The following is a 25,018-nucleotide window of genomic DNA, read 5'->3' on the forward strand; positions in this document are numbered from 1 at the left end:
GCCCCGCATGCCGGCGAGACCGCCCCCGGGCCGACGGCCGACGCCACCGCCGACGCCGAGGAGGCGACCGCCTGATGCAGTGGCTCGTGGACCTGTTCAACTGGTACATCCCCGTCGGCGGAGGCGGCCTGCTCGTCCGCGAGGTCGTCGGCAACGTCTTCGGGCTCGCCTCGGCCCTCGGCGGCATGCGCCGCAAGGTCTGGGCGTGGCCGGTGGGCATCATCGGCAACCTGATCCTGCTGACCGTGTTCCTGTCCTCCCTGTTCGGCGGCGCCGACCATGCCACGCTGCTCGGGCAGGCCGGCCGCCAGGTCATGTTCATCGCCGTCTCGGTCTACGGCTGGGTCCGCTGGCGCCGGTCCCAGGCACACGGCGGCGGTCAGGACGGCGGCGCCATCACCCCGGAGTGGGCCGGCTGGGGCGGCCGCACCTTCCTGGCGCTCGGCATGGTCGTGGGCACGATCGCCCTGACCCCGGTGTTCCGGGCCCTCGGCTCCTGGGAGCCGGTGTGGGCGGACGCCTGGACCTTCGTCGGCTCGCTGCTGGCCACCTACGGCATGGCCAAGGGCTGGGTCGAGTTCTGGCTCATCTGGGTGGCCGTGGACGTCGTGGGTGTGCCGCTGCTGTGGTCCTCCGGCTACTACGCCTCCGCCTTCATGTACCTCTTCTACGGGGTGTTCACCCTCATCGGGTTCTTCGTCTGGGTGCGCGCCAAGGCCCACGAGAAGCCCCACGTGGAGACGCTCCTGCCGGACGGTCCGGAGGAGGAGCGCGCCGCCCGCTGACCGGCGTTCTCGCTCCGCTGCGCGTCACATAGAGTCCGGGCACCGCACCCGCGGTGCCCGGCCTCGCTACGATGGCCCCCGTGAAGACCTTCGACACCCTCTTCGACGAACTGTCCCGCAAGGCCCGGGAACGCCCCGCCGGCTCACAGACCGTGGCCGAGCTGGATGCCGGCATCCATCAGATCGGCAAGAAGGTCGTGGAGGAGGCCGCCGAGGTCTGGATGGCCTGCGAACACGAGACCGACGAGGCCGCCGCCGAGGAGATCTCGCAGCTGCTCTACCACCTGCAGGTGATGATGATCGCCAAGGGCCTCACCCTCGAGGACGTCTACCGCCACCTCTGAGTCCAGGAAGGACACCCCCATGCTCCGCATCGCCGTCCCCAACAAGGGCGCCCTGTCCGAACTGGCCATCGAGATCCTCACCGAGGCCGGCTACCACCAGCGCCGCTCGTCCCGCGAGCTCGTCCTCGTGGACCCGGAGAACCAGGTCGAGTTCTTCTACCTGCGTCCCCGCGACATTGCCGTGTACGTCGGCCAGGGGTCCCTCGACGTCGGCCTGACCGGCCGCGACCTGTTCGCCGACGCGCGCGTGAAGGACACGGCCGAGGAGATCATGGCCCTCGGCTTCGGCGCCTCCACCTTCCGTCTGGCCGCCCCGGCCGGCACCTTCACCGCCACCGCGGAGCTGGCCGGGAAACGGATCGCCACCAGCTACGACGGCCTGCTCGCCGCCTACCTGGAGAAGATCGGCCTCGATGCCGAGATCGTCCACCTGGACGGCGCCGTCGAATCGGCCGTCTCCCTCGGCGTCGCCGACGCGATCGCCGACGTGGTGGAGACCGGCAACACCCTGCGTGCCGCCGGCATGGAGGTCTTCGGCGAGCCGATCCTCGCCTCCGAGGCCATCATGATCGGCCAGACCGGCAAGCACCCCGAGGGCCTCGACGTCCTCCTGCGCCGCCTGCAGGGCGTCCTGGTCGCCCGTCGCTGGCTGATGATCGACTACGACGTGGACAAGGCCCTGCTCGAGCAGGCCACCGCCGTCACCCCCGGGCTGGAGTCCCCGACCATCTCGCCGCTGCAGGACGAGTCCATGGTCGCCGTCCGCTCCATGGTCCAGAAGGACGACGTCCACCGCGTCATGGACGAGCTGTACGTTCTCGGCGCCCGCGCCATCCTCGTGTCCGAGATCCACGCCATCCGTCTCTGAGCCGCCGACCCACAGGAGCCCCACCATGACCGTCGCCGTCCGAGTCATCCCCTGCCTGGACGTGGACGCCGGCCGCGTCGTCAAGGGCGTCAACTTCGAGAACCTGCGGGACGCCGGCGACCCGGTGGAGCTGGCCCGCCGCTACAACGCCGCCGGCGCAGACGAGCTGACCTTCCTGGACGTCACCGCCTCCACCGCGGACCGGCAGACCACCGCCGACGTGGTGACCCGCACCGCCGAGGAGGTCTTCATCCCGCTCACCGTCGGCGGCGGAGTGCGCACGGAGCAGGACGTGGCCCGCCTGCTGCGCCTCGGCGCGGACAAGGCCTCCATCAACACCGCGGCCGTCGCCCGGCCGGAGGTCATCACGCAGATCACCCGCCGCTTCGGCTCCCAGGTGCTCGTGCTGTCCCTGGACGCCCGCCGCACCACGGACCCCGGCTGCCCCTCCGGCTACGAGGTCACCACCCACGGCGGCCGCACCGGCACCGGCCTGGACGCCGTCGCCTGGTGCCGCGAGGCCGCCGAGCGCGGCGTGGGGGAGATCCTCCTGAACTCGATCGACGCCGACGGCACCCGGGACGGCTTCGACCTCGAGATGATCCGCGACGTGCGCGCGGTGACCCGGGTGCCGCTCATCGCCTCCGGCGGCGCCGGCCGTCCGGAGCACTTCCCGCCGGCCGTCGCCGCGGGCGCCGACGCGGTCCTGGCCGCCTCCATCTTCCACTTCGGCCCGGACCACATGATGGGCTCCGTCAAGGACGCTCTGCGCAAGGCCGGGCACGTCGTGCGCTGAGCGCGTCGCGGCCTGCGTGGACGGACCCCGGCGGTCGCCGCGTCCACGCCGAGTGCCCTCGGCTCAGGCGTCGACGACGTCCTCGAGGACCAGGGCGGCCGTGCGGCGGCCGAAGGCGTGCATGACGAGCTCGCCGGCGGGGCCGGCCACGTGCACGGACCGGCCGTCGTCGCCGGGGGCCTTCACCATGACGGGGGAGTTGTCCACGCGCGAGGCCGGACGCGCCCGACGCTCCAGCTCGATCCCGGTCTCCTCGGACCGGTAGAGCAGCTTCGCGCGGCGCTTCAGATGCGTGTAGAGCATGTCCGCGTAGTCGTCGGCGAGGATGCGCGGGGCCCAGCGGTCCTTCGCACGGCGCACGTCCTCGGTGTGCACGAAGAACTCCAGCAGCTGCACCTCGTCGGCCACGGTCGAACCCACCGGGGTGCGGCGCAGCAGTGCCGCGGCACGGCTGACCAGGCCGGCGACGCGCCCTCGACTGCGACGACGGCCGCCCGCCTCCGGTGAGGCGTCGGCGGTGCCGTGGGCGCCGGAGTCGACGGGGCCGTCGTCCTGGGCCCGCTGCCCGAGGGAACCCTCCAGCGGACCGGCGGCCACACGCTCCACCAGACGGGCATAGCCGGCCTCGTCCGCGTGGGCGTCGCCGAGGGCGATCGTCTTCTCCTGCAGTCGCTTCGCCGCCGGTGGGAGCAGCAGTCCGACGGCCAGCGGGGAGGTCTCGCGCAGCACGATGTGCGCGGCCAGGTGTTCGGTCCGCCAGCCCTCGCAGAGCGTCGGCTGCCCCGGTCCGGCATGCGTCAGCGCCTCGACCAGGGCGGCGCGCGAGGCGGCGGCGTAGTCGGTCTCGGTCACGGCGTCGCCGGGACCCTGCTGGGGGCGGTCGGAGGCAGTCACCGCCTCAACGTAGCACGGTGTCTCCGGGCCCCGGCAGGGCCCGTCGACGCCCGTAGAATGGCGGGATGACCACCGCCTTCACGTCGTCCACCGCCTCCACGCCCCCGTCCGGCGACGACGTCGCCGCCCTGGTCGAGAGCCTGTCCTTCACCGCCGACGGGCTGGTGCCGGCCATCGCGCAGCAGCATGACACCGGTGAGGTCCTCATGATGGCGTGGATGGACGCCGAGTCCCTGCGGCTCACCCTGGAGACCGGCTGGGCCACTTACTGGTCCCGCTCCCGCGCGGAGCTCTGGCGCAAGGGCACCACCTCCGGACACCTGCAGCGCGTGCTCTCCGTGGCCGCCGACTGCGACCGGGACACCCTGCTGCTGCAGGTGGACCAGACCGGGCCCGCCTGCCACACGGGGACCGCGTCCTGCTTCACCGGCCGCGTCGTCGCCGAGCCGGCCGACCCGCGGTCCGACCGATTCGCCGCCGACGAGAACCGAGGAGAGACCGCGTGAGCCAGCACACCGACACCCGCACCGACGCGACCGTCTCACAGGAGGCCCTCGCCGCCGCCCGCGTGCCCACCGGCACCGTGCACCCGTCCCGCGAACGGTTCCTCGCCCTCGCCGGTGAGGCCCGCGTCATCCCCGTGATCCGCACCGTCCTGGCCGACGGCCTCACCCCGTTGGCCCTGTACCGCCGCCTTGCGGACGACCGGCCCGGCACCTTCCTCATGGAGTCCGCCGCACCCGGCGGGGTCTGGTCGCGCTACAGCTTCATCGGCGCCGGCTCCGTCGCCACCCTCACCGCCGTCGGACAGCAGGCACACTGGCAGGGCACCCCGCCGGCCGGCCTGCCCGCCGAGGGCGACGCCCTGGAGGTCCTCGAGCAGACCCTGGCCGCCCTGGGCACCGGGGTGCGCTCTCGTGTGGGCGACGGGCTGCCCCACTTCCTCTCCGGCCTCACCGGCTTCCTCGGCTGGGACGTCATCCGCCACCTCGAGCACCTGCCGGACGGCCCGGAGGACCACCTGGGCCTGCCCGAGCTGGCGATGAACCTCGTCACCGACCTCGCGGTCCACGACGCCGCCGAGGGCACCATCACGCTCGTGGCCAACGCGATCAACGTGAACGGCCTGGCCACCGGCGCGGACGCCGCCTACGACGACGCCGTCGCCCGCCTGGAGGCCATGTCCGCGAAGCTCTCGGCCGGTGTGGACGACCCGGTCACCGCCGTCCCGGACCGCTGGCTGACGGCCACCGCCGAGCAGGTCGCGGCCGAGGCCGAGGACCGCTGGGGCGACGACGGCTTCACGGACGCCGTCGCGAAGGCCAAGGAGGCCATCGTGGACGGCGAGGTCTTCCAGGCCGTCGTCTCCCGCCGCTTCAGCGTGGACACGCAGGCCGACGGGCTGGCGGTCTACCGCGTGCTGCGCATGGTGAACCCGAGCCCCTACATGTACCTGTTCACCTTCGAGACCCCCGAGGGCGAGCCCTATCAGATCGTCGGATCCTCTCCGGAGGCCCTCGTGACCGTGCAGGACCGGCACGTGGTCACCCACCCGATCGCCGGCTCCCGGCGCCGCGGCCGCACCGCCGAGGACGATGCGCTGCTGTCCAAGGAGCTCGCCGAGGACGAGAAGGAGAGGGCCGAGCACGTCATGCTGGTGGACCTGTCCCGCAACGACCTCTCCCGCGTCTGCACGCCGGGCACGGTGAACGTCTCCCAGTTCATGCAGGTCGAGGCGTTCAGCCACATCCTCCACCTCGTCTCCCACGTCGAGGGTGATGTGGCCGCCGGCCGCAGCTCCCTGGATGTGCTGAAGTCCGCCTTCCCGGCCGGGACCCTCTCCGGGGCGCCGAAGCCGCGTGCGCTGCGGCTGCTGGATCGGTGGGAGCCCACCCGGCGCGGCCCCTACGGCGGTGTGGTCGGATACTTCGACCTCGCCGGGAGCATGGACATGGCCATCAACATCCGCTCCGTGACCCTGCACCGCGGGCAGGCCCACGTGCAGGCCGGAGCCGGCATCGTGGCCGACTCCGTGCCCCAGTCCGAGGCCGACGAGACCGTCACCAAGGCCACGGCGCCGCTGCGTGCCGTGCTGACTGCGTCCGAGATGGAGGAGCTCGCATGAGCCTGGGCCGCCGCACCGTCGTCCTCGCCGCCCTGGCCGCCGGAGGACTCGTGCTGCTCGCCGCCGGGCAGACCTGGGTCCACGCCACGCGCCTGGGTTCCGGCGCCGTCGCCGAGGTCACCGCGGACGGATCCGACGCCTCGGGTGTCATCAGTGCCATGGCCTTCGTCGTCCTCGCCGCCGGACTCGCCCTGACCATCGCCCGCCGCATCGGCCGCTGGGTCGTGGGCGTGCTGCTCGTCCTCGCCGGGGCCGCTCTCGCCGTCACGGCCGGGCAGGCGGTCTCCGACCCCGCCGCGGCCGCCGAGTCCGCCGTCTCCGCGGCCACCGGCACCACCGAGGCCGCCGCCGCCTACACCGTGACCTTCTGGCCGTGGATCGCCGTCGCCGGCGGCATCCTCGCCGTCCTCGCCGGCCTGGCCGCCCTGGTGGCCGGGGGCCGCTGGTCCCACAGCCGCCGCTTCGAGGCGCCCGCCGCGGAGGGCGGCGCCGCCCTGCCGACCGGCGACGGCGAGGCCCGGGCGGCGGGCGAGGGCCGGCGTCGGGGTGCCGGGGAAGGCAGCGGGGGAGCGGACGGCGACGAGGAGGAGCTCGATCCCATGGACGCCTGGGACGAGCTCTCGGCCGGCAACGACCCCACCGGCTGATCGCGTCCGCCTGCGCGCGAGGCCGTGCGCCCTGACACCGGCCGACGCGCATTCGCGCCCCGCCGTCCCCGGCGTGGCACAATGAGAGACAGTCATCCGTCGCCGACATCGATCCACAGGGAGAGTGCCCGATGAGCCACCCCGCCCAGTCCGCCCAGACCGCCACCACCCAGGTGACCGTCACCGAGGACGGCCGCGTGCTGAACGACCCGACCCACGCCGAGGTGCCGGGCCACGGCAACTCCCCGGGCGCCTGGGCCATGTGCGCCCTCGTGGTGGTCGGCTTCGCCGCCGGGGCCATCGGCCTGTTCATCGACCAGATGATGATCGTCTGGATCGGGATCGCCGTCGCCCTGGTCGGCGTCGTGGTGGGCGTGGTGTCCGGCAGCGCCGGCTCCGGCTCGCGCCACTGAGCTCGGCCGTCGTGACCGTACTCGACGACATCATCGCAGGAGTCCGCGAGGACCTCGCCGCGCGTGAAGCAGCCGTGCCGCTGCCGGAGATGATCCGCCGCGCGGCGCAGGTGGCCCCGGCGCGCGACGCCGTGGCCGCCCTCGTCGGCGGCCGCGCCGACCCGGAGGGCATCCGGGTCATCTCCGAGGTGAAGCGGTCCAGCCCCTCCAAGGGCGCGCTGGCCGACATCGCCGAGCCCGCCGAGCTGGGCCGCGCCTACGAGCGCGGCGGCGCGTCAGCGGTGTCCGTGCTCACCGAGCGGCGGCGCTTCAACGGCAGCCTCGCCGACTTCGACGCCGTTCGCGCCGCGATCGACCTGCCCATGCTCCGCAAGGACTTCACCGTCGCGGAGTACCAGATCCACGAGGCCCGCGCCCATGGCGCCGACCTCGTGCTGCTCATCGTGGCCGCCCTGGACGACGCACAGCTGCGCGACTTCCTCCAGCTCACCCACGAGCTCGGCATGAACGCCCTCGTCGAGGCCCACACCCACGAGGAGATCGCCCGTGCCGTGGACGTGGACGCCCGCATCCTCGGCGTCAACGTGCGCAACCTGAAGACCCTCGACGTCGACCCGGACCGCTATGCCCGACTCGCCGCAGACCTGCCCGAGCACGTCGTGCGCGTCGCCGAGTCCGGCGTCGAGTCCGCTGCCCAGGTGGAGCAGTACGCCGCCGCAGGCGCCGACGCGATCCTCGTCGGCGAGGCCCTCGTCAGGCACGGCGCCCCCGAGCAGGCCCTGCAGCAGTTCCGCGCCGCCTCGGTGCGCGCCCGCTGACCCAGACACCACCCACGCAGGAGGACCCGCCTTGTCCACCGACCCCGCCGGCACCCCCGAGCGCCCCGAGAGTCCCGAGCGCCCCGAGAGCCCCGAGAGCCTCGGCGACCAGCCGGGCCCCTACTTCGGCCGGTACGGCGGCACGTGGATGCCCGAGTCGCTCATGGCCGCCCTCGCCCAGGTCACCGAGACCTACGAGGCCGCCCGCAGGGACCCGGAGTTCCGGGCCGAGCTGAAGGACCTCTACCGGGACTACATCGGCCGCCCGTCCCTGCTCACCGAGGTGCCGCGCTTCGCCGCGGACCTGCCGGGCGTGCGGATCTTCCTCAAGCGCGAAGACCTCAACCACACCGGCTCGCACAAGATCAACAACGTCATCGGCCAGGCGCTGCTGGCCCGTCGCATGGGCAAGACCCGTCTCATCGCGGAGACCGGCGCCGGCCAGCACGGCGTGGCCACCGCCACCGCGGCGGCCCTGTTCGGCATGGAGTGCACCGTCTACATGGGCGAACAGGACACGCGTCGCCAGGCCCTCAACGTGGCCCGCATGCAGATGCTCGGCGCGGAGGTGGTCCCCGTGACCATCGGTGCCCGCACCCTCAAGGACGCCATCAACGAGGCGCTCCGAGACTGGGTGGCCTCGGTGGACACCACCCACTACCTCCTCGGCACCGTGACCGGCCCGCATCCGTTCCCCGCGATGGTCCGCTGGTTCCACTCGGTGATCGGCGAGGAGGCCCGCGCACAGGTGCTCGAGCAGACCGGCCGACTGCCGCACGCGGTGGCCGCCTGCGTCGGCGGCGGCTCCAACGCCATGGGCCTGTTCGCCGGCTTCCTGGACGACCCCGAGGTGGAGCTGTACGGCTTCGAGGCCGGCGGCGACGGCGTCGAGACCGGCCGCCACGCCGCCTCCATCACCCTGGGCCGCACCGGCGTCCTCCACGGCGCCCGCACCTACCTGATGCAGGACGAAGACGGCCAGACGATCGACTCGCACTCGATCTCGGCCGGCCTGGACTACCCGGCGGTCGGCCCCGAGCACGCCTGGCTCAACGACACCGGCCGGGCCTGCTACGAGCCCGTGACGGACACCGCCTGCATGGACGCCATGCTGCGCCTGACCCGCACCGAGGGCATCATGCCGGCGATCGAGTCCGCCCATGCGCTGGCCGGCGCCCTGTCCCTGGGCCGGCGCTGGATCGACGCCGGCGAGGTGGGAGAGCACACCCCGGCCGGCGAGGAGCGGATCATCGTCGTGAACCTCTCCGGCCGCGGCGACAAGGACGTCTCCACCGCCGCCGCCTGGTTCGGCCTCGGCACGGCCTCCGGTGCCCCGGCTTCCGACGGCGAGGACGACGGCGACGCGGATGAGACCATCCGCGCCGAGGCCGGGCTCGCGCCGGGCGAGGATCCGGCCGGAGACCAGGACGACGCCCGCACCGACGCCGACGAGGAGGTCCAGCGATGAGCACCGAGACCATGTCCGGCACCGCGGCAGGCGGCGGCTCCAAGACCGCGGCCGCGATCGAGCGGGCGCGCGCCGCCGGACGCACCGCCTTCATCGGCTATCTTCCGGCCGGCTACCCGTCCGTGGACGAGTGCGTCGAGGCCGCCGTGGCCCTGGTCGAGAACGGCGCCGACGTCGTCGAGATCGGCCTGCCCTACACCGACCCGGTCATGGACGGCCCGGTCATCCAGGCCGCCACGCAGGCGTCCCTGGCCGCCGGCTTCCGGGTGTCCCAGGTGTTCGACATCGTCCGCCGGATCACCGAGCGCACCGACGCGGCCGTGCTGGTCATGACCTACTGGAACCTCGTGGACCGCATGGGCGCCGACGAGTTCGCCCGCCGCCTGGCCGCCGCCGGCGGCGCCGGGCTGATCACCCCGGACCTCGTGCCGGAGGAGGCCGCCGAGTGGCTGGCCGCCTCCGACCGCCACGGACTGGACCGCGTCTTCCTCACCGCCCCGTCCTCCCCGCAGGCCCGGGTGGAGCGCACGGTGGCCGACTCCCGCGGCTTCGTCTACGCCGTCTCCGTCATGGGCGTCACCGGCGCCCGCAAGGACATCTCGGACGCCGCCGCCGAGGTGGTCACGCACGCCAAGGCGGCCGGCGCGGAGAACGTCTGCGTGGGCCTGGGCATCTCCCGCCCGGAGCACATCGCCCAGATCGGCGAGTACGCCGACGGTGCGATCGTCGGCACCGCCCTGGTCAAGGCCCTCGGGGAGGGCGGCCCCGAGGCCGTGGGGCGTCTGGCCGCCGAGCTCGCGGCCGGCTGCGTCCGGGACGCCGCCGGCACCGCCACCGATTCAAAGGCAGGAGAGTGACCTCCATGACCGGAGTCCCGACGACGGCCGCCTCCCGGGCCGACACCCTCGCCTCGCCGTTGCTCGCCATCCCGTCCCCCGGCTGGTCCGGCTTCGAGATCGGGCCGCTGACGATCCACGCCTACGCACTGTGCATCATCGCCGGCGTCATCGCCGCGCTCTGGCTGGGCTCGATCCGGTGGCGCCGCCGCGGCGGCCCGGCCGGCCGTGTGCTGGACGTCGCCATCTGGGCGATCCCGTTCGGCTTCGTGGGCGGACGCCTCTACCACGTGTTCTCCTCGCCGGACCGGTACTTCGGGCCGAACTATGACGGCACCGGCGACCCGATCCAGATCCTCTACGTCTGGAACGGCGGTCTCGGCATCTGGGGCGCGATCGCCCTCGGCGCGGTCGGCGCCTGGATCGGGACGCGCCGCTACGGGTATCGGCTCACGGCCTTCGGCGACGCCGTCGCCCCGGGCATCCTGCTCGCCCAGGCGATCGGCCGGTGGGGCAACTGGTTCAACCAGGAGCTCTTCGGCGGACCCACCGACCAGCCCTGGGGCCTGCAGGTCGATCCCGAGCACGTCCCCTCCGGCTACGCCGAGGACACCCTGTTCCACCCGACCTTCCTGTACGAGAGCCTGTGGAACGTGATCGGCGTCGGGGTGCTGCTCCTGCTGGACCGCCGCCTGCGCCTGCGCCGTGGAGCGATGATCTGGGCCTACGTCGCCTGGTACACCCTGGGCCGCGTGTGGATCGAGATGATGCGCATCGACGACGCCCAGATGATCACCCTGTTCGGCACCACCCAGCGTCTCAACGTGTGGACGTCACTGCTGCTGCTCGCGATCGCCCTGGTCATGTTCGCCGTCTGCCGGGTCCGGGCCCGCCGTCTCACCCAGGCCGAGGCGGACGACGTGTGGCTGCCGGGCCGCCGCGCCGAGGCGGAGGCGGCAGACCAGGACGAGCCGCGTGCCGTCGTCGGGAAGAGCACCGACGAGCGGAACGACGGGGATGCGGACGACGGATTTGCGACGGGCGGCTCCCACGCGGCCGACCGCGGCTGAGGACCGGACGCCGCAGCAGCGCCGACGGCGACGCACACCTGGACCGGGTCGGTCCGTCCTCTGGCGGGGCGGGCCGACCCGGTCCACATTCTGGGACCGGTGCCGTCACCGCGCGGTCCTGCGGCCTGAGGGGAGTAACGTCACTCACATCGCGGACGGGCTTCGCCGTCTGGACCACCACCGCCTCTGAGGGGCCAGCGTCGTCCCCTTCCACCGCCACGCACACCGTGGCCGTCAGGAAGGAAGCGTCATGCACGACGTGCTCGACCCGTTTCTCCGGTACTCGGATCTGCCCCCGGCGCAGGGCCTGTACGACCCCGCGAACGAGAAGGACGCCTGCGGACTCGCCGTCGTGGCCACGCTGCGCGGCACCCCGGGCCACGACATCGTCGAGCACGCCCTCACCGCCCTGCGCGCCCTCGAGCACCGCGGCGCCGTCGGTGCCGACGAGGGCACCGGCGACGGCGCAGGCCTGATCACCCAGATCCCCGACGCCTTCTTCCGGGAGGTCTCCGGCATCGAGCTGCCGGCCGCGGGCGAGTACGCCGCCGGCACCGCCTTCCTGCCGGCGGACGAGGAGCGCTGCGCGGCGGCCAAAGCGGAGATCGGCCTGCTCGCCGAACGCGAGGGCCTCCAGGTCCTGGGCTGGCGCACCGTCCCCACGGACGACTCCGTGATCGGTGACGGCGCCCGCAGCGTCATGCCCGCCTTCGAACAGCTCTTCGTCTGCCGCGTGGACGACGGCGAGCTCGACGAGCCGGGGCAGTCCCTCGACGCCCGCGCCTGGCGCCTGCGCCGTCGCGCGCAGACCGCCGGCGTGTACTTCCCCTCCCTGTCCTCGAAGACGATCGTCTACAAGGGCATGCTCTCCACCGCGCAGCTCGAGCCGTTCTACCCGGACCTGTCCGATCAGCGGTACACCACCACGCTCGGCATCGTGCACTCGCGCTTCTCCACGAACACGTTCCCCTCCTGGCCGCTGGCCCAGCCGTTCCGCACCATCGCGCACAACGGCGAGATCAACACCGTGAAGGGCAACCGCAACTGGATGCGCGCCCGGCAGGGCGAGCTGCGCCACCCGCTGCTCGGGGAGGTGCCGGAGGAGATGTTCCCGCTGGTCACCGGACACGGCTCCGACTCCGCGTCCTTCGACGAGGTCGCCGAGCTGCTCATGCTCGCCGGGCGCCCCCTCTCCCACGCGATCATGATGATGGTGCCGGAGGCGTGGGAGAACCATCCCACCATGGACCCGGCCCGCAAGGCGTTCTACCAGTACCACTCGATGCTCATGGAGCCGTGGGACGGTCCGGCGGCCATCGCCTTCACCGACGGCGTCCAGGTCGGCTCCGTCCTGGACCGCAACGGCCTGCGACCCGCGCGCTACTGGCAGACCGAGGACGGCCTGGTCGTGCTCGCCTCCGAGGTGGGCGTGCTCCCGATCGACCCGGCCACCGTGGTCCGCAAGGGCCGCGTGAAGCCCGGCCGCATGTTCCTGCTGGACACCGAGCAGGGCCGGATCATCCCGGACACCGAGCTCAAGGCCGAGATCGCCGCGTCCCAGCCGTGGGCGCAGTGGGTGCAGGAGTCGCTCCTGGACCTGGACTCCCTGCCGGCCCGCGAGCGCGTCAGCCACGGCGCCGACTCCGTCCGCCTGCGCCAGCGCATCTTCGGCTACACGCTCGAGGACCTGCGCCTGCTCATCAAGCCGATGGCCACCACCGGCGCCGAGCCGCTGGGCGCCATGGGCACGGACACCCCGATCGCCGCGATCGCCGAGCGCCCCCGCCTGCTCTTCGACTACTTCACGCAGTCCTTCGCGCAGGTGACCAACCCGCCGCTGGACGCCATCCGCGAGGAGCAGGTCACCTCCATGCGCACCTGCATCGGCCCGCAGGCGAACCTGCTGGCGCAGGGCCAGTCGCGCACCACCGCGATCGACCTGCCGTTCCCCGTGATCGACAACGATCAGCTCGCCCGCATCGTCCATGTGCGCTCCTCCGACGGCACCCGCCGCGCCCTGAAGGTCAAGGGCCTGTACCGCGTGGCCGGCGGCGCCGAGGAGATGCGCACCCGCATCAAGGAGATCTGCGAGCAGGTCTCCGCAGCCGTCCAGCGCGGCATCGCGTACGTGATCCTCTCGGACCGGGACGCCAACGCACAGTGGGCGCCCATCCCGTCCCTGCTGCTGACCTCCGCTGTCCACCACCACCTGCTCGCCTCCGCCTCCCGCACCCGCACCTCGCTGCTGGTCGAGGCCGGCGACGTCCGCGAGGTCCATCACGTGGCCGTGCTCATCGGCTACGGCGCCTCCGCCGTCAACCCGTACCTGGCCATGGAGTCCGCCGAGGAGCTCGTGCGGGACGGGTCCCTGCCGGGCGTCACCGCTCAGCAGGCCGTGGCCAACCTCATCACGGGCCTCGGCAAGGGCGTGCAGAAGATCATGTCCAAGATGGGCATCTCCACCGTGGCCTCCTACTGCGGTGCCCAGACCTTCGAGGCGGTCGGCCTGTCCCGCCGCTTCGTGGACCGCTACTTCACCGGGACCAGCTCACCGATGGACGGCGTGGGCCTGGCGTACATCGCCTCCGAGGTCGAGGCCCGCCACGCGGACGCGTTCCCGGCCGACGGCAACGACCCACGGCCGGACGCCCCGCTGGACGGCGGCGGCGAGTACCAGTGGCGCCGCGAGGGCCCGCCGCACCTGTTCGACCCGGAGACCGTCTTCCGGCTGCAGCACTCCACACGCGAGCGCCGCTACGACGTGTTCAAGGACTACACCCGCCGGGTGGACGACCAATCCGCAGAGCTCATGACCCTGCGCGGCCTGATGCGGCTGAAGACCGGACAGCGCCCGCCCGTGCCGGTCGCCGAGGTCGAGCCGGTCGAGTCGATCGTCACGCGCTTCTCCACCGGCGCCATGTCCTACGGCTCCATCTCCCAGGAGGCCCACGAGACCCTGGCGATCGCCATGAACCGCCTCGGCGCCCGCTCCAACTCCGGCGAGGGCGGCGAGGACCCGGAGCGCCTTCTGGACCCTGAGCGCCGCTCGGCCATCAAGCAGATCGCCTCCGGCCGCTTCGGCGTCACCAGCCTCTACCTGGCCACCGCCTCGGACCTGCAGATCAAGATGGCCCAGGGCGCCAAGCCCGGCGAGGGCGGCCAGCTCATGGGCTCCAAGGTCTATCCGTGGGTGGCGACCACCCGGCACTCCACCCCGGGCGTCTCCCTGGTCTCCCCGCCGCCGCACCACGACATCTACTCCATCGAGGACCTGGCGCAGCTGATCCACGACCTGAAGCGCTCCAACCCGAAGGCGCGCGTCCACGTGAAGCTCGTCTCCGAGTCCGGCGTGGGCACCGTGGCCGCGGGCGTGACCAAGGCGAAGGCCGACGTGGTGCTGATCTCCGGCCACGACGGCGGCACCGGCGCCTCCCCGCTGAACTCCCTCAAGCACGCCGGCACCCCCTGGGAGCTCGGCCTGGCCGAGGCGCAGCAGACCCTCATGCTCAACGGGCTGCGCGACCGCGTCACCGTGCAGGTGGACGGCCAGCTCAAGACCGGCCGCGACGTGGTGGTGGCCGCCCTGCTCGGCGCCGAGGAGTTCGGCTTCGCCACCGCTCCGCTGGTGGTCTCCGGCTGCATCATGATGCGCGTCTGCCACCTGGACACCTGCCCGGTGGGCGTGGCCACCCAGAACCCGGAGCTGCGCACGCGGTTCACCGGCAGGCCCGAGTTCGTGGTCAACTTCTTCGAGTACATCGCCCAGGAGGTGCGCGAGCTGCTCGCCGAGCTGGGCTTCCGCACCCTGGACGAGGCGGTCGGCCACCGCGAGCTGCTCGAGGTGGACGAGGCGCTGCGCCACTTCAAGACCCGCGGCCTCGACCTGTCCGGGGTGCTGGGCTCCGGCGCCGCCGACTCCTTCGACGAGTCCGTGGCCCACCGCCGCACCGGAGGCCAGGACCACGGACTCGCCGAGCAGCTGGACAACCGGTGGCTCGAGGCGGTCGCCCCCGCCGTCGAGACCGGTGAGGCGGTGTCCGTGGAGGACACCGTGAAGAACACGGACCGCTCCGTCGGCACCCTGCTCGGCTACCACGTGACGAGTGCCCGGCTGCAGGACGAGCTGGCCGAGGACACCATCACGGTGTCCCTGACCGGCGAGGCCGGCCAGTCCTTCGGCGCCTTCATCCCGTCCGGCGTCACCCTGCACCTGGAGGGCGACGCCAACGACTACGTGGGCAAGGGCCTGTCCGGCGGGCGCATCGTGCTCCGCCCGGACCGCCGTGCCCCGCTGGTGGCGGAGGACAACATCATCGCCGGCAATGTGGTCGGCTACGGCGCCACCAGCGGCGAGATGTTCCTGCGCGGCCGCGTGGGCGAGCGCTTCCTGGTCCGCAACTCCGGCGCCACGGCGGTGGTCGAGGGCATCGGCGACCACGGGCTGGAGTACATGACCGGCGGCCGAGCCCTCGTGCTCGGCCCGACCGGCCGCAACGTGGCCGCGGGCATGTCCGGCGGCGTGGCCTGGATCCTGGACCTGGACGAGACGCGGATCAACCCGCTGGCCGTCAAGGAGTCCGGGCTGCTGCTCGGCGTCCCCGAGGAGGCGGACCGGGAGCAGATCACGCAGCTGCTGCGCCGGCACCACGAGCTCACCGACTCGGCCGTGGCGGCCGGGATGCTCGAGACGATCGACGGCGGCGACGCCGACGCGGTCGAGGCGCTGTGGCAGCGGTTCACCACGGTGCTGCCCCGGCAGTACGCGGCCGTGCAGGCCCTGCGCGCCGAGTGCGAAGACAACGGCATGGACCCGGACGGCGACGCCGCCTGGGCTCGGATCCTGGAGGTGACCCGTGGCTGACCCGCGCGGATTCCTGAACCATCGCGAACGCCAGGAGCGCCCGACCCGGCCGGTGCCGGTGCGCATCATGGACTACAAGGACGTCCACGTCCGCCAGGACGAGGCGATCGTGCGCACGCAGGCCACACGCTGCATGGACTGCGGCGTCCCGTTCTGCCACGCCGGCTGCCCCCTGGGCAACCTCATCCCGGACTGGAACGACCTGGTGCGCCGCGGCCGCTGGGAGGAGGCGGCCGCGCGCCTGCATGCGACGAACAACTTCCCGGAGATCACCGGGCGCATCTGCCCGGCGCCCTGCGAGTCCTCGTGCGTGCTCGGCATCAACCAGCCGGCCGTGACCATCAAGCAGGTCGAGGTCTCCATCGCCGAGCAGATCTTCGAGAACGACTGGCTGCCCCCGCACCGGCCGCACCGCCAGAACGGGCACACGGTGGCCGTCGTCGGCTCGGGCCCGGCCGGCCTGGCCGCCGCCCAGCAGCTCACCCGCGCCGGCTACACGGTCGCCGTGTACGAGCGCGACGACCGCGTCGGCGGCCTGCTGCGCTACGGCATCCCGGACTTCAAGCTGGAGAAGGACGTCATCGACCGCCGCATCGCCCAGATGGAGGCCGAGGGCACCCGCTTCCGCACCGGTGTGGAGATCGGCACGGACATCGCCTGGGACGAGCTGAAGGACTCCTTCGACGCGGTCGTGGTGGCCACCGGCGCCCCGGTCGGCCGCGACCTGCCCATCCCGGGCCGGGGCCTCGAGGGCATCCACCTGGCCATGGACTACCTGGTCCCCGTCAACCGGCGGGTGGCCGGCGGCGAGCAGGAGCAGATCAGCGCCGAGGGCCGCCACGTGGTCATCCTCGGCGGCGGCGACACCGGCGCCGACTGCATCGGCACCGCCCACCGCCAGGGCGCCGCCTCGGTCACCACCCTGGCGATCGGCAGGCAGCCGCCGTCGCAGCGCCCGTCCCACCAGCCGTGGCCGACCGTCCCGACCCTGTTCGAGGTCGCCTCGGCCCACGCCGAGGGCGGCGAGCGGACCTACCTGGCCAGCACCGTCGAGTTCCTCGGGGACGAGCGGGGCCGCGTGCGCGCACTGAAGGTCGCCGAGACCGAGTACCTGCCGGACGGCTCCCGCTCCCCGAAGGCCGGCACCGAGCACGAGATCCCGGCGGACCTGGTCCTGCTCGCCCTCGGCTTCATCGGCGTGGAGCAGGAGGCCATCACGGAGCAGACCGGGGTGCAGGTCACGCGCGGCGTGCTCGGCCGCGACGACGCCTTCCAGACCGCCGAGCCGGGTGTCTTCGTCTGCGGCGACGCCGGCCGCGGCGCCTCCCTGGTGGTCTGGGCCATCGCCGAGGGCCGTGCCACCGCCACAGCCGTGGACGAGTTCCTCACCGGCGAGCCCTCGGACCTGCCGGCCCCCGTGAAGCCGCGCGACCGCGGCCTCGTCCTCGGCTGACCCGAGCCCGGCCGTCGGGCTGACCTGGGCCCTTCCGTCCCGGTCCGCCCGCAGGCCGGCCCCGTCCCGACGACGGCCGCGCACCCCCGGCGCGGGGCCGTCGTCGCCGTCTTCGCCCGCGGCGGAAATCGCCCGGGCGCGGACGGTGCCCCCTCCGTCCCTCGACTCGTAGGCTGGTGCCCATGCGACACGCGAAGATCATCGCCACCTTCGGACCCGCGACCGACTCCGACGACGTGACCCGACGACTCATCGAGTCCGGCATCGACGTCGCCCGACTGAACATGAGCCACGGCGACCATGCCATGCACGAGACGACCTACGAGCGGGTCCGCCGCCTCTCCGTCGAGGTGAAGCACCCGGTGGCGATCTTCGCGGACCTCCAGGGGCCGAAGATCCGCCTCGGCCGCTTCGCCGACGGGCCGCACCAGCTCGAGCAGGGGGACCGCTTCACCATCACCACCCGGGACGTGGAGGGCACCGCCGAGATCTGCGGCACCACCCACAAGGGCCTGCCCGGCGATGTGGACCCGGGGGACGTGCTGCTCGTGGACGACGGCAGGGTGCGCCTGCGCGCCGTCGAGGTCACCGACACCGACGTGGTCACCGAGGTGGAGGTGGCCGGCCCCGTCAGCAACAACAAGGGCATCAATCTGCCGGGGGTGGCCGTCAACGTGCCGGCCCTCTCCGAGAAGGACGAGACCGACCTGCGTTGGGCGCTGCGCACGGGGGTGGACATGATCGCCCTGTCCTTCGTGCGCGACGCCGCAGACATCGAGCGCGTGCACGAGATCATGGACGAGGAGAACCGCCGCATCCCGGTGATCGCGAAGATCGAGAAGCCGCAGGCGGTGGAGAACCTGGAATCGATCGTGGACGCCTTCGATGCCGTCATGATCGCCCGCGGAGACCTCGGGGTGGAGCTTCCGCTCGAGGACGTGCCCGTGGTGCAGAAGCGGGCCATCGAGCTGGCCCGCCGCTGGGCCAAGCCGACCATCGTGGCCACCCAGGTCCTCGAGTCCATGATCGAGAATCCGCGCCCGACCCGCGCCGAGGCCTCCGACTGCGCCAACGCGGTCCTGGACGGGGCGGACGCCGTCATGCTCTCCGGCGAGACCTCCGTGGGCGCCTACCCGGTGGAGACGGTCCAGACCATGGCCCGCATCATCGAGTCGACCGAGACGAACGGCCTGGACCGCATCGACCCGCTGACCGCCCAGCCGCGCACCCGCGGCGGTGCCATCACCCGCGCCGCGGTGGACATCGCCCACCAGCTGGACATCCCGTTCCTGGCGACCTTCACCCGCACCGGTGACTCGGCCCGCCGCATCTCCCGCCTGCGTCCGAAGCAGCCGGTGTACGCGTACACGCACGTGGAGCACACCCACAACATCCTCTGCCTCGCCTGGGGCGTGTTCCCCAAGATGGTGCCGTTTGCGGAGACGACGGACGAGATGACGGGCCAGGTGGACCGCTCCCTGCTCTCCGAGGGCATCGCGAAGGAGGGGCAGTTCGTCATCATCGCGGCCGGCTCGCCCCCGGGCCAGGCCGGCACCACCAACACCCTCAAGGTGCACAAGGTGGGCGACCCGCACGACGCCGGCGGCACCCTCGACGACTCGGACCGCGAACCCGTGGGCAAGTGGGAGCTGGACCCTCAGGGCTGACCGGCTGACAGCACCGGGCCCCGACCGGATCGATCCGGTCGGGGCCCTGGCGTGCAGGCGACGGCGTTCCTCGCGCGTAGGCGCGGAGGTCTCAGCCCAGCTGGTCCACCACGGTCTGGGCGACCTCACGCATGGTCAGCCGGCGGTCCATGGAGGTCTTCTGGATCCACCGGAAGGCCTCGGGCTCGCTGACGTCCATGTGCGACTGCAGCAGGGCCTTGGCGCGCTCGACGAGCTTGCGGGTCTCGAACCGCTCGGTCAGGTCCTTGACCTCCTCTTCGAGGCTGCGCAGCTCGTCGAACCGGGCGACGGCCAGCTCGATCGCAGGCACCAGGTCCGCCTCGGTGAACGGCTTGACCACGTAGGCCATGGCGCCGGCGGTGCGGGCGCGCTCCACGAGCTCGCGCTGGGAGAACGCGGTCAGCATCACCACGGGGGCCAGGCGCTCGGAGGCGATCTCCTCGGCGGCGGACAGGCCGTCCATGACGGGCATCTTCACGTCCATGACCACCACGTCCGGACGGTGCTCGCGGACGGCGTCGACGGCGGCGCGGCCGTCCCCGGCCTCGGCGACGACCTCGTAGCCGGCGGCGGTGAGCGACTCGACGATGTCCAAGCGGATGAGGGCCTCGTCCTCGGCGACGACGGCGCGGACCCCGGGCCGGCCGGCGTCACCCGGCGCGGCGGAGGCCTCGGCGGCGGGGGAGTCCTCGGCGGCGGGGGAGTCCTGGGGGCGGTCTGCGGATTCCGGGGTGTTCGCGGTGTTCGCGGCGGTCATCGGGTGACGGCTCCTTCTCGGCGCACGGTCCTGGTGCGCCCTACGGCGTCGGCGCACACGGGCGGCGGGCACGCCGACGCGTGACGGTGCGCTGGGGTCTTTCGTCCCACTCTAGTCGCGCTGCCACCGCGCCCGTTCGCGACGGTCCGGCGGCCGCGCACGCGCTGGTACTGTGGAGTCCTCCACGCCGCCGCGTGGCCGCGCCCGAATGGTGGAATCGGTAGACACGCCGCACTCAAAATGCGGTATCGAGAGATGTGTGGGTTCGAGTCCCACTTCGGGCACGGGCCCTCCCCGTCCTCAAGGGGAGCCATGGCCGCGGCCGCCCATCCGGCAGGGTGGGCGGCCGTCGTCGTGGGACCGGCGGGCGCAGCCCGGCGTCAGCGCGGCTGCAGGACCATGTTGGTCATGCGGACGGTGGACAGGCGCCGCCCCTGCTCGTCCGAGACCACGATCTCGTGGCTGGTCAGCGTGCGGCCCAGGGAGATCGCGGTGCAGACGGCGCGGACGGTGCCGGAGGTCACGGCACGGTGGTGCGTGGCACCGATCTCGATGCCGACCACGTTCAGGTCCGGGCCGGCGTGGACCTTCGCGGCCACGGACCCGAGGGTCTCGCCGAGGACCAGGTGGGCGCCGCCGTGCAGCAGGCCGACCGGCTGCTCGTTGCCGGCCACGGGCATGGTGGCGACGATCCGCTCGGCCGAGACCTCCTCGAACACGATGCCCATCTTCACGGCCAGCGGGCTGATGCCCGCACTGCCGAGGGCCTTCCTCATGCCTTCGGGGATGCCGGCGGCCTCGGCGAGGTGCTCGACCTGCTCGGGGGAGAACTCGGGGGTGACGCCGGGGTGGAAGCAGAAGCCGGACAGCGGATGGGCGGCGTCGGCCGTGGCGCGCGTGTTGTCGGTCATGGCCACTAGGCTTGCACAGTCAGCCCTCGAGAGGAGCATCATGCCCAGCGACGAGACCGCCGCGCCCGCCGCAGGACCGCACCGCCTGCTGGTGCTGGACGGCCACTCCATGGCCTTCCGTGCCTTCTACGCCCTGCCCGCCGAGAACTTCGCCACGGACACCGGCCAGCACACCAATGCGGTCTACGGCTTCACCTCGATGCTGCTGACCATGATCCGCCAGCAGCGGCCCACCCACGTGGCGGTCGCCTTCGACCTGTCCGGCCCGACGTTCCGCTCCGAGGAGTACACGGAGTACAAGGCCGGCCGCTCCGAGACTCCGGAGGAGTTCCACGGCCAGATCGACCTGATCGGCAAGGTCATGGAGGCCCTCGGCATCCCCACCGTCACCATGGAGGGCTACGAGGCCGACGACATCGTGGCGACCCTGGCCGCCCGCGCCGACGCCGCCGGCTGGCAGACCTGCGTGGTCTCCGGCGACCGGGACGCGTTCCAGCTCATCTCCGACACCACCACCGTGCTCTACCCGAAGAAGGGCGTCTCCGACATCCCTCCGATGAAGGCCGCGGACGTGGAGGCCAAGTACGGCGTGCGGCCGGAGCTCTACCCGGACCTCGCGGCGCTGGTGGGCGAGAAGGCGGACAACCTGCCCGGCGTCCCCGGCGTGGGTGCCGGCTTCGCCGCCAAGTGGCTCGAGAAGTACGGGGACCTGGACGGCGTGATCGCCCACGCGGACGAGATCACCGGCAAGAAGGGCCAGGCCCTGCGGGAGCACCTGGACGACGTGCGCCGCAACCGCCGCCTCAACGCGCTCGTGCGGGACCTGGACCTGCCGGTGACCGACGAGGCCATGCAGCTGTCCATGCCGGACCGCGCATCGGTGGCCGAGCTCTTCGACGCCCTGCAGTTCAACCGCATCCGTGAGCGCGTCTTCGAGGTGTTCTCCGAGCGCCTCGGGGCCGACGCACCCGCCGATCACGTCGAGGAGGCCCCCGCGGCCGTGGTGGTCACGGATCGGGCCGGGCTCGAGGAGTTCGTCTCCCGCCACGCCGGCTCCCTGCTCGGCGTCCACGTTCAGGTGGACGGTCCCGCGCTGCTGCCCAGGCGCAAGGTCCCGGTGCCGGGGGAGTACGGCGTGCCCGTGACCCTCGGCCTGGCCGTCGACGACGACGCCGTCGCGGTGGACCTCACGGCCGTCGGCGAGGATCTCGCCGCCGCCGTCCGCGAGCTGCTCGAGGACGCCGCCGTCACCAAGGCCGTCCACGACCTCAAGCGTGCCCTCAAGGCCCTGCGCACCGCCGGCGTGGGCGGGCATCCCTGCGACGTGCTCGGCGTGGAGGACGACGTCTTCCTCGGCGCCTACCTGATCCAGCCGGACCGCCGGGACATCGGCCTGGACTCCCTGGCAGGCGAGGACCTGCGCACCCCGCTCGAGGCGCCGGCCGACGACGACGAGGGCCCGGCCCAGGGCGAGCTCGACCTGGACGGCGCCGCCGAGGCCGCGGCCCGCGCCTGCAACGCCGTGCGCGCCGCCTGGATCGTCCGCCGCCTGTCCGAGGACTACACCCCGCGCCTGGTGGACCGCGGCGCCCAGGCGCTGCTGCGCGAGATCGAGATCCCGCTGTCCCGACTGCTGGCGGACATGGAGCTCGAGGGCATCGCCGTGGACCGCGAGCACCTCGAGGCGCTGCGCGCCGACTTCACCGCGGCCGCCGACGCCGCCAAGGAGTCCGCCTGGGCGTCCGTGGCGGAGGAGACCGGCGGAATGCAGGTCAACCTCGGCTCGCCCAAGCAGCTCCAGACCGTGCTGTTCGAGCACCTGGACATGCCGAAGACCCGCAAGACGAAGACGGGCTACTCCACGGACGTGGACTCCCTGAACTCGTTGCTGGAGCAGACCGGCCACCCGTTCCTGGAGAACCTCATGGCCCACCGCGACGCCACCAAGCTGCGCCAGACCGTGGACGGCCTGCTGGAGACCGTGGCGGAGGACGGCCGCATCCACACCACCTACTCGCAGACCGTGGCCACCACCGGCCGGCTGTCCTCTCTGCACCCGAACCTGCAGAACATCCCGGTCCGCACCACGGAGGGCCGCCGCATCCGCGAGACCTTCGTGGCCGGCGAGGGCAACGTGCTGCTCTCGGCGGACTACTCGCAGATCGAGATGCGGATCATGGCGCACCTGTCCGAGGACGCCGGCCTGATCGAGGCGTTCCGCACCGGCGAGGACCTCCACGACTTCGTGGGCGCCCAGGTGTTCGGCTGCGAGCCGTCCGAGGTGACCGCCGAGCAGCGCTCCAAGGTCAAGGCCATGAGCTACGGCCTGGCCTACGGCCTGTCCTCGTTCGGCCTGTCCAAGCAGCTGAACATCGGCGTGGACGAGGCCCGCACGCTGATGAAGGGCTACTTCGACCGCTTCGGCGGCGTCCGCGACTACCTCCGCCACGTCGTGGCACAGGCCCGCCGGGACGGCTTCACCGCCACCATCGAGGGCCGCCGGCGCTACCTGCCGGACCTGAACTCGGACAACCGCCAGCTGCGGGACATGGCCGAGCGCGCAGCCCTCAACGCTCCCATCCAGGGCTCGGCGGCCGACATCATCAAGCGCGCCATGCTGGACGTCGCCGCCGGCCTGGCCGAGGAGCGGCTGCGATCCCGCCTGCTGCTGCAGGTGCACGACGAGCTCATCCTGGAGGTCCCCGCTGACGAGCTGGAGGCCGCCACCGCACTGCTGAAGGAGCGCATGGGCCGGGCCGCCGAGCTGTCCGTGCCGCTGGACGTCCACGTCGGACAGGGGGAGAGCTGGCATGCCGCAGCACACTGACACGGTCGGCGGCGTCGCCGCCGCGGACACCACGACGACGGCCGCGCGCCCGGGTGCGTCCGGGGCCTCGGCCGTGGGCTCGCCTCAGGCGGCCCTCGCCGCCCACGGGCTGCGGCTGGAGGTCCTGCCCACCCCGGTGCGTCCGGCCGACGGGTCCGACCCGAAGGCCGCCGACTTCCCGGCCCAGGCCCTGTTCACCCGCGCCGTGGAGAAGGGCTTCTACGAGAAGGTCCCGGACGGCAGGGCCATGGACCAGTCGCTGGGCATGGACGCGGACGACGCCAAGCGCAGCCTCGGCGTCTACGCGGACGGAGACGACCCGGCCGCCCGCGAGCCGGTCGGCACCTTCGTGGACTGGGCCTCGACGCTCACCGTCTCCCCGGGCATCGAGCTGCCGGCGTGGCTGATCAGCAACGTCACCGTGTCGCCGGGACACCGCCGCCGCGGGATCCTCAGGGCGATGATGGGGCGCTCCCTGACCGACGCCGTCGCGGCCGGCATGCCCGTGGCCGCGCTGACGGTCTCCGAGTCCGCCATCTACGGCCGCTTCGGCTTCGGCGTCGGCTGCCACGCCCGCCGGGCGCAGGTCCGCACCACCGGGCATGTGCAGATGCGCGGCCCGGCCGCGACCGGCACCGTCACCCGCGAGGACCCGCGCGAGGTGATCGATCAGGTCGACGCGCTGCAGCGCGAGCTGCAGCTGCTCACGCCCGGCAGTCCGCGCCGGCCCCAGACGCATCGCGTGATGTGGAAGGACGCGCTGGCCTCGGAGAACGACGGCAAGGGAGAGGGCTCCTTCGTCGGCCTGTACCGGGACGCCGAGGGCCGGGCGCGCGGAGCCGTGGTCTACCGGTTCAAGGGCTGGGAGACTGAGCCCGCCACCGTCCGGGTGCAGGCGTTCATGGCCGCCGACCCGGAGGCCTGGCGCGGCCTCGTCCGCTACCTGCTGGACCTCGACCTGATCGAACGCGTCGAGTTCGCCCGCCTGCCGGACGACGGGGCCCTGGAGGCCGTGCTGGAGAACGCGCGCCTGGTGACGGTCACCGACCACTGGGACGACCTCTACCTGCGCATCCTCGACGTGCCGGCCTGCCTCGAGGGGCGGGCCTACGTCTCCGGTGTCGCCGGCGGTCTCACCCTGGCCGTGTCCGACCGGCACGGGTTCGCCGACGGCACGTGGCGGCTCACGGTGGCGGAGGGCCGCGGCCAGGTGGAGCGCCTGGCCGACGGTGCGCAGGAACAGGCCGATCTCGCCCTCGACGTCGCGGAGCTGTCCGGCCTGTGGCTGGGCGGGGTCAGTGCCGTCACCGGCGTCCGCGCCGGCACGGTCCGGGAACGGACCCCCGGCGCGGCGGTCCTGCTGGACACGCTGCTGTCGTCCGCGGCACCCGTTCACCTGCTCACGGGATTCTGATAAGCTGGACGAGCACTTTCGTGCGCTCACAGTTTTGTCCGTT

20 protein-coding genes and 1 tRNA gene are annotated in these 25,018 nt (G+C 72.7%); 18 read left to right on the top strand and 3 right to left on the bottom strand.

The window, feature by feature from the left end; genetic code table 11:
• Positions 1-74 precede the first annotated feature (74 nt).
• The 4 genes from pnuC to hisF all read left to right on the top strand — a co-directional run bounded on the left by pnuC (position 75) and on the right by hisF (position 2,793).
• Positions 75-785 carry a nicotinamide riboside transporter PnuC gene (gene pnuC / locus HMPREF2863_RS04260; RefSeq protein WP_067188892.1) on the top strand — a complete coding sequence of 237 codons (711 nt, stop codon included), beginning with the start codon at positions 75-77 and terminating at the stop codon, positions 783-785.
• Between the two features lie 80 nt (positions 786-865).
• A complete protein-coding gene (locus HMPREF2863_RS04265) occupies positions 866-1,129 on the top strand; it encodes a phosphoribosyl-ATP diphosphatase (RefSeq protein ID WP_067188894.1) in 264 nt (87 codons plus the stop codon).
• A 19-nt stretch (positions 1,130-1,148) separates the two neighbouring features.
• Positions 1,149-1,997 carry an ATP phosphoribosyltransferase gene (gene hisG, locus HMPREF2863_RS04270; RefSeq protein WP_067188896.1) on the top strand — a complete coding sequence of 283 codons (849 nt, stop codon included), beginning with the start codon at positions 1,149-1,151 and terminating at the stop codon, positions 1,995-1,997.
• A 25-nt stretch (positions 1,998-2,022) separates the two neighbouring features.
• On the top strand, positions 2,023-2,793 hold the full coding sequence (gene hisF / locus HMPREF2863_RS04275) for an imidazole glycerol phosphate synthase subunit HisF (RefSeq protein ID WP_067188897.1): 771 nt from the start codon (positions 2,023-2,025) through the stop codon (positions 2,791-2,793).
• Between the two features lie 63 nt (positions 2,794-2,856).
• Here hisF and HMPREF2863_RS04280 read toward each other — a convergent pair whose 3' ends face one another.
• Positions 2,857-3,687, bottom strand: a complete 831-nt coding sequence (locus tag HMPREF2863_RS04280) for a maleylpyruvate isomerase family mycothiol-dependent enzyme (RefSeq protein WP_070638225.1) — start codon at positions 3,685-3,687, stop codon at positions 2,857-2,859.
• Between the two features lie 65 nt (positions 3,688-3,752).
• Here HMPREF2863_RS04280 and hisI point away from each other — a divergent pair, with 65 nt between their 5' ends.
• The 11 genes from hisI to pyk all read left to right on the top strand — a co-directional run bounded on the left by hisI (position 3,753) and on the right by pyk (position 19,045).
• Positions 3,753-4,193: a phosphoribosyl-AMP cyclohydrolase gene (gene hisI, locus HMPREF2863_RS04285; RefSeq protein WP_070638227.1), complete on the top strand. Its 441-nt coding sequence runs from the start codon at positions 3,753-3,755 to the stop codon at positions 4,191-4,193.
• 62 nt (positions 4,194-4,255) lie between these two features.
• On the top strand, positions 4,256-5,812 hold the full coding sequence (locus HMPREF2863_RS04290) for a chorismate-binding protein (RefSeq protein ID WP_210386721.1): 1,557 nt from the start codon (positions 4,256-4,258) through the stop codon (positions 5,810-5,812).
• On the top strand, positions 5,809-6,459 hold the full coding sequence (locus HMPREF2863_RS04295; protein ID WP_246828822.1) for a Trp biosynthesis-associated membrane protein: 651 nt from the start codon (positions 5,809-5,811) through the stop codon (positions 6,457-6,459). The genes HMPREF2863_RS04290 and HMPREF2863_RS04295 overlap by 4 nt, the downstream gene beginning before the upstream one ends.
• Positions 6,460-6,590: 131 nt before the next feature.
• Positions 6,591-6,872 carry an HGxxPAAW family protein gene (locus HMPREF2863_RS04300; protein ID WP_070638231.1) on the top strand — a complete coding sequence of 94 codons (282 nt, stop codon included), beginning with the start codon at positions 6,591-6,593 and terminating at the stop codon, positions 6,870-6,872.
• Positions 6,873-6,883: 11 nt separating this feature from the next.
• Positions 6,884-7,690: an indole-3-glycerol phosphate synthase TrpC gene (gene trpC / locus HMPREF2863_RS04305; protein ID WP_070638233.1), complete on the top strand. Its 807-nt coding sequence runs from the start codon at positions 6,884-6,886 to the stop codon at positions 7,688-7,690.
• A gap of 148 nt (positions 7,691-7,838) precedes the next feature.
• Complete coding sequence (gene trpB, locus HMPREF2863_RS04310; protein ID WP_083315220.1) at positions 7,839-9,158, top strand: tryptophan synthase subunit beta; 1,320 nt, start codon at positions 7,839-7,841, stop codon at positions 9,156-9,158.
• Positions 9,155-10,015 (top strand): tryptophan synthase subunit alpha, encoded by an 861-nt coding sequence (gene trpA, locus HMPREF2863_RS04315; protein WP_246828823.1) that lies wholly within the window; start codon positions 9,155-9,157, stop codon positions 10,013-10,015. Before trpB ends, trpA begins: the two co-directional genes overlap by 4 nt.
• A gap of 5 nt (positions 10,016-10,020) precedes the next feature.
• Entirely contained in the window at positions 10,021-11,064 is a 1,044-nt protein-coding gene (gene lgt, locus HMPREF2863_RS04320) for a prolipoprotein diacylglyceryl transferase (RefSeq protein WP_083315221.1), read from the top strand.
• Between the two features lie 250 nt (positions 11,065-11,314).
• A complete protein-coding gene (gene gltB, locus HMPREF2863_RS04325) occupies positions 11,315-15,925 on the top strand; it encodes a glutamate synthase large subunit (protein WP_070638236.1) in 4,611 nt (1,536 codons plus the stop codon).
• Positions 15,918-17,378, top strand: coding sequence for a glutamate synthase subunit beta (locus HMPREF2863_RS04330; protein ID WP_070638239.1), 1,461 nt, complete (start codon positions 15,918-15,920; stop codon positions 17,376-17,378). Before gltB ends, HMPREF2863_RS04330 begins: the two co-directional genes overlap by 8 nt.
• Positions 17,379-17,560: 182 nt before the next feature.
• Positions 17,561-19,045, top strand: a complete 1,485-nt coding sequence (gene pyk / locus HMPREF2863_RS04335) for a pyruvate kinase (RefSeq protein WP_067188911.1) — start codon at positions 17,561-17,563, stop codon at positions 19,043-19,045.
• 91 nt (positions 19,046-19,136) lie between these two features.
• Here the strand turns inward: pyk and HMPREF2863_RS04340 are convergent, their stop codons facing one another.
• Positions 19,137-19,823: an ANTAR domain-containing response regulator gene (locus HMPREF2863_RS04340; RefSeq protein ID WP_070638242.1), complete on the bottom strand. Its 687-nt coding sequence runs from the start codon at positions 19,821-19,823 to the stop codon at positions 19,137-19,139.
• Between the two features lie 202 nt (positions 19,824-20,025).
• On the opposite strand from HMPREF2863_RS04340, the gene HMPREF2863_RS04345 reads away from it, so the two are divergent.
• A tRNA-Leu gene (locus tag HMPREF2863_RS04345) sits at positions 20,026-20,107 on the top strand.
• Positions 20,108-20,203: 96 nt separating this feature from the next.
• On the opposite strand, the gene HMPREF2863_RS04350 is transcribed toward HMPREF2863_RS04345, so the two are convergent.
• Positions 20,204-20,734: a hotdog fold thioesterase gene (locus tag HMPREF2863_RS04350; protein WP_067188985.1), complete on the bottom strand. Its 531-nt coding sequence runs from the start codon at positions 20,732-20,734 to the stop codon at positions 20,204-20,206.
• Between the two features lie 40 nt (positions 20,735-20,774).
• Here HMPREF2863_RS04350 and polA point away from each other — a divergent pair, with 40 nt between their 5' ends.
• The gene (gene polA, locus HMPREF2863_RS04355; RefSeq protein WP_070638245.1) at positions 20,775-23,561 is read left to right on the top strand and encodes a DNA polymerase I; all 2,787 of its coding nucleotides are present in this window, start codon (positions 20,775-20,777) and stop codon (positions 23,559-23,561) included.
• Positions 23,545-24,975 carry a GNAT family N-acetyltransferase gene (locus HMPREF2863_RS04360; protein WP_083315215.1) on the top strand — a complete coding sequence of 477 codons (1,431 nt, stop codon included), beginning with the start codon at positions 23,545-23,547 and terminating at the stop codon, positions 24,973-24,975. Before polA ends, HMPREF2863_RS04360 begins: the two co-directional genes overlap by 17 nt.
• Positions 24,976-25,018: the final 43 nt, after the last annotated feature.

The organism is Micrococcus sp. HMSC067E09, assembly GCF_001812555.1.
Classification (GTDB): Bacteria; Actinomycetota; Actinomycetes; order Actinomycetales; family Micrococcaceae; genus Micrococcus; species Micrococcus lylae.

Excerpts from the sequence above, each read along its gene's own strand:
- pyk (WP_067188911.1), top strand. The coding sequence starts at position 17,561 with ATGCGACACGCGAAGATCATCGCCACCTTCGGACCCGCGACCGACTCC.
- trpA (WP_246828823.1), top strand. The coding sequence starts at position 9,155 with ATGAGCACCGAGACCATGTCCGGCACCGCGGCAGGCGGCGGCTCCAAG.
- trpB (WP_083315220.1), top strand. The coding sequence starts at position 7,839 with ATGCCCGAGTCGCTCATGGCCGCCCTCGCCCAGGTCACCGAGACCTAC.
- HMPREF2863_RS04360 (WP_083315215.1), top strand. The coding sequence starts at position 23,545 with ATGCCGCAGCACACTGACACGGTCGGCGGCGTCGCCGCCGCGGACACC.
- hisF (WP_067188897.1), top strand. The coding sequence starts at position 2,023 with ATGACCGTCGCCGTCCGAGTCATCCCCTGCCTGGACGTGGACGCCGGC.
- hisI (WP_070638227.1), top strand. The coding sequence starts at position 3,753 with ATGACCACCGCCTTCACGTCGTCCACCGCCTCCACGCCCCCGTCCGGC.
- hisG (WP_067188896.1), top strand. The coding sequence starts at position 1,149 with ATGCTCCGCATCGCCGTCCCCAACAAGGGCGCCCTGTCCGAACTGGCC.
- HMPREF2863_RS04340 (WP_070638242.1), bottom strand. The coding sequence starts at position 19,823 with ATGACCGCCGCGAACACCGCGAACACCCCGGAATCCGCAGACCGCCCC.
- HMPREF2863_RS04295 (WP_246828822.1), top strand. The coding sequence starts at position 5,809 with ATGAGCCTGGGCCGCCGCACCGTCGTCCTCGCCGCCCTGGCCGCCGGA.
- HMPREF2863_RS04350 (WP_067188985.1), bottom strand. The coding sequence starts at position 20,734 with ATGACCGACAACACGCGCGCCACGGCCGACGCCGCCCATCCGCTGTCC.
- pnuC (WP_067188892.1), top strand. The coding sequence starts at position 75 with ATGCAGTGGCTCGTGGACCTGTTCAACTGGTACATCCCCGTCGGCGGA.
- gltB (WP_070638236.1), top strand. The coding sequence starts at position 11,315 with ATGCACGACGTGCTCGACCCGTTTCTCCGGTACTCGGATCTGCCCCCG.
- HMPREF2863_RS04300 (WP_070638231.1), top strand. The coding sequence starts at position 6,591 with ATGAGCCACCCCGCCCAGTCCGCCCAGACCGCCACCACCCAGGTGACC.
- polA (WP_070638245.1), top strand. The coding sequence starts at position 20,775 with ATGCCCAGCGACGAGACCGCCGCGCCCGCCGCAGGACCGCACCGCCTG.
- lgt (WP_083315221.1), top strand. The coding sequence starts at position 10,021 with ATGACCGGAGTCCCGACGACGGCCGCCTCCCGGGCCGACACCCTCGCC.